This is a genomic window from Desulfatiferula olefinivorans (assembly GCF_054657895.1).
The window spans coordinates 1-7,130 of record NZ_BAAHXV010000068.1; the positions used below are offsets into that span (position 1 = coordinate 1).

Annotated in this window: 5 protein-coding genes; 3 read left to right on the plus strand and 2 right to left on the minus strand. The window is 54.3% G+C overall.

Annotated elements, in window-relative coordinates; genetic code table 11:
- Positions 1–416 precede the first annotated feature (416 nt).
- From ACYQ11_RS21520 to ACYQ11_RS21530, 3 genes are all read left to right on the plus strand, one after another.
- The gene (locus tag ACYQ11_RS21520; RefSeq protein WP_459925897.1) at positions 417–1,010 is read left to right on the plus strand and encodes a TetR/AcrR family transcriptional regulator; all 594 of its coding nucleotides are present in this window, start codon (positions 417–419) and stop codon (positions 1,008–1,010) included.
- A gap of 169 nt (positions 1,011–1,179) precedes the next feature.
- Positions 1,180–1,917 carry a hypothetical protein gene (locus ACYQ11_RS21525; RefSeq protein ID WP_459925898.1) on the plus strand — a complete coding sequence of 246 codons (738 nt, stop codon included), beginning with the start codon at positions 1,180–1,182 and terminating at the stop codon, positions 1,915–1,917.
- A gap of 387 nt (positions 1,918–2,304) precedes the next feature.
- Positions 2,305–3,123: a substrate-binding periplasmic protein gene (locus ACYQ11_RS21530; protein WP_459925899.1), complete on the plus strand. Its 819-nt coding sequence runs from the start codon at positions 2,305–2,307 to the stop codon at positions 3,121–3,123.
- Between the two features lie 251 nt (positions 3,124–3,374).
- On the opposite strand, the gene tyrA is transcribed toward ACYQ11_RS21530, so the two are convergent.
- Complete coding sequence (gene tyrA, locus ACYQ11_RS21535) at positions 3,375–4,517, minus strand: bifunctional chorismate mutase/prephenate dehydrogenase (RefSeq protein WP_459925900.1); 1,143 nt, start codon at positions 4,515–4,517, stop codon at positions 3,375–3,377.
- A gap of 107 nt (positions 4,518–4,624) precedes the next feature.
- A complete protein-coding gene (locus ACYQ11_RS21540; RefSeq protein WP_459925901.1) occupies positions 4,625–6,901 on the minus strand; it encodes a LamG domain-containing protein in 2,277 nt (758 codons plus the stop codon).
- Positions 6,902–7,130 lie beyond the last annotated feature (229 nt).

Genomic DNA, 7,130 nt, shown 5'->3' on the forward strand with positions numbered 1-7,130 from the left:
TTGGCAATTTCCATTTAGCCCAATCCGACTCTGCACGGTTTATTGCGCAGCTGCGGGTTTAATACCCCGCCCCTTGGGGCGCAAAAATTCGTCTAAGTTTTTTCAAAGACGGCCCAATACCTATCCAATCGCATGTATGATTGATAAAACACATGGGCCTCTCCTGCGTGACGGATTCATGCCGTTCACGTTTACGGTCACGAGCACGCGCACGTTCACGATGGCGGTCAAGCCGGTTTCGGCCTGCCGTGCCCGTGCTCGTGAACGTGAACATGCATGTGAACGAATGCGACATGCGGTTGCTCTTGTTCCAATACCCCGCTCGCTTTCACCTGCAATTATTCGGCAACTAAAAAAAGCTTTGACATGTTAATAACGACTGTTATATAACGGGTGTTATTAAAAAAGAGGGTGCTATGCCGCCAAAATCAAAATTTTCGGTTGAAGACATCGTCGACGCGGCGTACCGCTGCGTCCAAAAACACGGCATTGAAAAGCTGTCGGCCCGGGTGATTGCCGAAGAGCTGTCGTGCTCGACCATGCCGATCTACTCGGTAGGCACAACCATGCAGGAGATCGAAGAGGGCGTTTTAAAACGTATCTGGCAGAAGCTTTATGACGCCCAATGCGTCACCCGCAGCGGAGATGTCTACCTTGATATGGGACTCGGCTATGTGATGTTTGCCAAAACCGAACCCATGTTGTTCAAGTTTCTGCACGGCGGCAGGCACACGGATTTCAATACGCGCTACAAACAGGACAATTTTTTCAAGAATTATAAACGGCTTGAAGATTATCCCTTGTTCAAAGGGGTCCCCTCTGAAACGGTGATGAAAATCATGGCGAATGGATGGATTTTTTCCCATGGGTTCGCCGATCTTTTGGGGGCGTCGCTCAGCCAAATCGATCCGGGTCTGAACACGGAACAAGGGATAATGGACTATTTTCTGGAGGCCAATGCCATGTATTGGAAAGGCATAGAACGCATCGTCGCAGACGCTGCGACATAAATTCATCACTCATCACAAAAGGAAGTCGGCATGAAAAAAATCATGACCGTTGACCCGGAGCCCTCAGGCGACATGGCCGCGACACGCTTTTGTCATCCAGTCGGGGCCTGGCGATTATCTTACGATCCGATGTGACCCTTTAGGTGCAATCTGAACGCGGAGGAAAAAGATGGAAGCAAACTTTTTTGTTGCCCAGGGCATCACGGTGTCCATTCACCTTTTGATAACGTTCATCAACGGCATGCTTGTGAAACACAGGGGTGTTCGTGTGAATTATACCCGTAAGATCAACCATTTTTTTCTGTTTTTTCTTCCGATATTTATAAACAGCATTGTGTCCTACACCCATACCCTGATGTTCACCGTCATCGGGATGGGGGTGATGATCGTCACCCTCGCGATTTATTCGGAACCCATACGCTCGCGCGTCCGATGGATCGAGATCGCCTTTATGTCGTTCGACCGGCCCGAGGACCGGCCCTATACCCTTTTGTGGCTGACGACCCAGGTTATTGCCGGAACCATCGTCATCATTCCCCTTTATATCTATTTCAGTTCCATCAACATGCTCCAACTGATCTACATTCCCATCCTCATCAACGGCATTGGCGACGGGCTGGCCGAACCGGTGGGCATCCGCTTCGGAAAACATCATTACACAACCCGCGCGTTGTTCACCGCAAAACGCTATGTGCGCACGCTCGAAGGCAGCGCCTGCGTGTTTATCACCAGTGTGGTCACCATGGTTTTATTCAGGGGGTTCTTTTCCGATACCCAGTTCCTGGTCGCCCTGGTTATCGTTCCCGTGCTCATGACCCTGTTCGAAGCCATGGCCCCCCATACCTGGGATACGCCCTTTTTGTACGGGGCCTCGGGTCTTTCGATTTACGGGATTTTCCTGATTTAGGATTGAGGGGGCAAGGCCCGCCATAACACGGGATCACCCCTGGGCGATGTGATTTTTTGAAAATGATCGGGTAAGGATTCCCATCCCGTGGAAGAGGGGCCCAATCCATGGGAGGGCCCTGTTTCGCCTGGCATTTTACCGTCAAATCCGTTAAAACAATCATAGCGCCTGACGGCAGGGGTCGACATGCCGACCGACTGTGACGTGACTTGCCGTGTGATCCGTATCGCCCGTGTATATCGCCCTGCGGCGTCGTCTCATTCATTTCGTTTCGGTTCATCGGATGAACCATCGTACCATGCGTATCCGTAATCGGCCCCGCCCCTCGGCGGCGCGATAGACGGAACGAACCGCTTTATTGAAGACCTGTCAACCATGGAGGTAGGGATGTCACGGTATTGGTGGGGGATTGTTGTCGTGGTGATTGCGGCAATGGCAGAGGTCGTCATTGCTGCGGATGCTCCAACCCATCTGCTTGTGGTCCGGCCTTGCGGCTCCTGGCCGCCCTGGGAAATCGTTTCGGAAAACGGTGATCTCACGGGCGTTCATATCGAACTGGTCACGGAGGCGGCCCGGGCCCTCAATCTGTCGGTGACCATCGAAACCTACCCGTGGAAACGGGCGATCGAAATGCTGAAAGACGGGCAGGCCGACGCGATTACCTACATGACAAAGACGGAGGAACGAAAACACTACGGCGTATTTGTTGACGGAAACGCCCTTTCTGCCTCACAGATCGGTTTTTTCGTACTGCACAGGAATTACGATGACATCCGTTTTAACGGAGACCTCGGCTCCCTGGCCGGCTATACCATAGGAACCTGTCGGGGGTATTCCTATGAAGAGGGTTTCGATACGGCGGATTATCTGACGAAAGATGACGGGGCCATCGATGAGAAGGCCCTCCTGCAGAAACTGATGGCCAAACGGTTCAAGATTGCCGTCGGTTACGTCAACGATATCAAATACAATGCGAAACAGATGGGCCTTTCCCAGCAGATCACGTTTTTGAAACCCTTCCTGGCCGACCGGAGGGTGGTCTACCTGGTCTTTTCGAAAGCCCGACATCATGATGCCCTGGCCAGGCGCTTTGCCGACGCCATGGTTGCGTTCAAGACCTCACCCGCCTATCGCGAACTTCTTGACCGGTACGGGGCGGATTACTGTCCGCTGATTTTGAACCATGCCGAGGCCGCCAAACCCTGACAATCGCTGTTGACGTCTGCCTGCTCTTGCCGCTGTCTTGTCCGGGCAGCCGGGCCAATCGCACGGATGTGGCCGGATGAATCTTTGTCGGTATCGGGATCGTTATCCACACCGTTCGGTAGCGAATACGACAGCATGTTAATGACACATGAGATTGCCCCGGGACACCCATCGAAGGATCACGTGTGACGGATCTTTGGTGAAGCCGTGCCGTGCTTCAGGGGCATGGCTCATCGGGTCACATCAGGCGGTCAGAACCGTTCGATCAGCTTGTCGATGATAAACGAGCTTTCCCGCATGGCCTGTTCGCCAAAGGGGCCGAACCATTCGGAGATTGTTTTGAACTGGCTGATGAAGGCGTCCTTGTCCCCGTTTTCCAGCATCTCAAGATTGTTGGAAACGCTTTTAATATAGTCCTTGAGCAGGGCCCTGCGCTCGGGTGTGGCAAAGATGATTTCCGCATAAAGGCCGGCATCCTGGGCGAAGAGCCGACCGACCATGCCCAGTTCGAGGCGGTAAATGGGGCTTGAAAATTCGAGGGATCGTGCCAGGGGAACTTTTTTGGCCGCCAGGAACTGCCCGAAGGCGAAGGTCGCGAAATGGCGGAGGGACTGGACGAATTCCATGATCTCATCATGTTCGTCCGCAGTGGCCGTCACCATCACGGCGCCCCAGAGCCTGAACTGATCGATCACCCACCGGCAGGCCCCGTCATCGCGCCCCGGCGTGGCCACGACAATCTGCTTGTCCAGGGTCGATGGGGTGGGACCGAACAGGGGGTGCAGGCCCAGCACCGGCCCGGTGTGGGCGTTCATCATGGCCGAAAGGGGCACCTTCTTGATGCTGGTCACATCGGTGAGCACGGTGTCCGGCCCAAGGTAGGGGGCGATTTTTTCGATAACCTCGGCCGTTTTATCGATGGTGACGGAGATGATGCACAGATCCAGCCCCTCGCAGAGGGTTTCGATATTCGGCCAGTCACGGCTTCCCATGGATCGGACCTCGTAACCCGCACTTTCGAAAAAACGGACAAAAAACCGGCCCATTTCACCGGTGCCGCCCACAATAAGGACCTTGGCACCGGGCTTCACGGCTTTTCTCGTCATCTGCCCGGTCTGCTCCATGCGGGATCTGCGCATGATGGTGCGGTACAGTTCCTCGATATAGTCGGGAGACAATCCGGCGTCAGTGGCCTGCCGGCGCCGTGCCCAGATCAGGTCTTCCTCCCGTGCCGGATGATAGACCTGGAGGTTGTGCGCCTTTTTAAGCTCGACCACATGGTCCACCTGCGCCTTACGCAGGGAAAGAAGCTCCACCACCTTCCGGTCTATCGCATCGATCTCGTCGCGCAAAGCCGACAGCTTCGCCTGCCACGGATGTTTATCATCACTCATTGTTCAGCCCTGGTTTTATCAGTAAAACGAAATATGCTTTCAATCGGTCAACCGTGTCCCAGCCTCTTAACACGCCCCTGCGCCAGGATGCAATTATTAATGAATTTTCAGATTTTTTTGGGAATCTTGTGATTCAAATTCATGGGTTTTTCCTTAATCACCGGCTTTTTATCCAGGGGTATGGCCGTCGAGGGATGAAGATCCATGGCATGGGCCTGCGTGATTTCCTCATGCGCCAGGGCCCGTCGCCACAGGGTGACCTCGTCGATACAGCCCCTGAAGATCATATTCTTCCCGTCTCCGATAAAGATCGCCCCCCCGCTGTCCAGGTCACTGCCCGAATAGGCTTTGCTGCCGATCAGTTGATCATCCACATAAAGGCGGAGTTGTTTCGCCGTGGCATCGCGCACCCCGACCACATGGTACCAGGTTTCCAGGTCGATGGGATGGGTGATAAAACCGTGTTTGCCTTCCTTGTCATTGCATGAAAAAACAAGCCCGACATCGCTTGAATAGAAAAGACCCCATCTCTGGGCGGGTGTGCCTTCGTTGGTCACCAGGCCCTTCTGGGCTCCGCCGCCGGTCTCGTTGATTTTGACCCACAAGGACACGGAAAACGAACCTTTGGAAAAGATGTTGGCTGCAATCAGCGGTACCTTGATCCGATTGTCCCGGTCGTAAAAACTGTAAGCGCTGTTGGGATTTCCAGACCGGTCCTGGGTCAGCCGGGCCGCGTTAACCTGGGCATCGTTACCCTGGGGCGAGGCATCCACACTGTTTCCGTCGAAATGGTAAAGCCCCACCGGCTCTTCGATATTGTCATCGTCCGCCGAGTAAGACACGGTCTGGGGAAGATTGCGGGTTGTTTCGTAGTACTCGGCCATTTTCGTGTCGGGCAGGGCCCTGTCCCAGAGCAGGATCTCGTCCATGCGGCCGTTGAACAGGCGATTCTTGTGATCACCCGCATAAATGGGCCCCAGGCTGTTCACGTTTCCGGTCACTCCGGAACGGGTCTGAACCAGCGCGCCGTCCACAAACAGGCTCATGGTGTTGTTTTCGGCATTCCTTCGTCCCATCACATGGTGCCAGGCGTCCACTCCCATGGGGCTGGTGATCAAGGCATGGTCCCCTTCCTGATTGGCCAGGAAAAACGACACCTTCCCTTCACCGTTGTAATGGAATCCCCAGAAGGGATCACCGGACACCTCATTGGACAAAAGGTGCACCATGGCGTTGGGCGTCTTGTTTGCTTTCACCCAGAACGAGGCGGTAAAACTGCCGTTGGTAAAAGTGTTTTTATCGGTCAAGGGAATCTTGATCCGGTGGGGCCGATCGTAAAACAGGTAGGCGCTATCGGGGTTGCCCGCCCGGTCTTCCACAAGTTCCGCACCGGTCACGATGCCGTCATTGCCGTTGCCCGATGAATCCTCGGCATTGCCGTCACACAGGTAGCGGGCCATGGGAGCGGGCATCCCCGGAAGCATGGCCGTTAGGGTCGGGGTTTGGAATAAGGGCGTGACCGGGCCGTTTTCGTGAAGTTTGGCCAGCTGGCGGCTGTCCAGGGCCTTATTCCACAAACGAATATCGTCGAGTCGGCCTACGAAAATGCGGTTCTGTCCGTCCCCCACCCAGATTCTATTCCCGCTGTCCACCGATCCGACGACGCCTTCGCGGGTCTGGATCAGCGTACCGTCCACGTAAAGGCTCAGGGTGTTGTCGTCCGCATTTCTCACCCCGGTCACATGATGCCATTTCCAGTCATTGATGGGGGTATTGATCAGGGCGGGCTGCCCTTCCTGGTTCTTGATAAAGAACGTCAGATCTCCATTGGAGTTGAGAAAAAACCCCCAGAAATTGACGACGCCACCTTTGTTGGTGACCAGCCCCTTCATGGTGCTTCCGTCGTCTTTGGTTTTCACCCAGAAGCTCACGGTGAAACTGCCGTCTGAAAAGGTGTTTGCCCCGGTTCTCGGAATCTTGATCCGGTGATCGCGATCGTAAAAGATGTAGGCTGACTCGGGTTGGCTTGAACGGTCCTCGGTGAGCTGGGCTCCGCTTACCTCCCCGTGGTTGGCATGACCCGAAGAGTCGTCGGCGTTGCCGCTGAACAGATATTCGCCCACGGGATCGGGCACAACCACTTCGGGCATGGCCGCAACCGTCGCCTTTTCGATCGCAAGGCCGGGTGTGTAAACCTTGTCTCTGGTTTTGTTGTCAACCTCGCCGGAGGTCTTCGTCCGGCCTGTTTTTTCCAGCTCAAACCGGGCCTGGGTTTCATTTTTTTCCTTGAGAAAGGCGTCCATTTCCTGGTCCGCAAGGTCACCGGCCCATGCGTAAGTGACCAATCCAACCAACACAACCCAAAGTACCGACAATCGTTTCATGGCATCTCTCCGTTCCGGGATTTCGATAAACGTTTCAAGTAAATCAGGATCATATCCGTGAAACCGTTTTTTATCAATACATGACGGCTCCGTAAAAAGTCCGATATCTGCGTTACGCGTCATCCCTCGTCACTGCGGCGTACCCTAAGTACGCCTCATTCCTCGGAATTCGCAAGCCTTGATCTCGAACATTTTCCGAAGCCTTCCAAACATTGACTTCTAAGGAAGT

Coding starts and splice junctions, on each gene's coding strand:
- ACYQ11_RS21540 (WP_459925901.1), bottom strand. CDS start 6,901: ATGAAACGATTGTCGGTACTTTGGGTTGTGTTGGTTGGATTGGTCACT.
- ACYQ11_RS21525 (WP_459925898.1), top strand. CDS start 1,180: ATGGAAGCAAACTTTTTTGTTGCCCAGGGCATCACGGTGTCCATTCAC.
- ACYQ11_RS21520 (WP_459925897.1), top strand. CDS start 417: ATGCCGCCAAAATCAAAATTTTCGGTTGAAGACATCGTCGACGCGGCG.
- ACYQ11_RS21530 (WP_459925899.1), top strand. CDS start 2,305: ATGTCACGGTATTGGTGGGGGATTGTTGTCGTGGTGATTGCGGCAATG.
- tyrA (WP_459925900.1), bottom strand. CDS start 4,517: ATGAGTGATGATAAACATCCGTGGCAGGCGAAGCTGTCGGCTTTGCGC.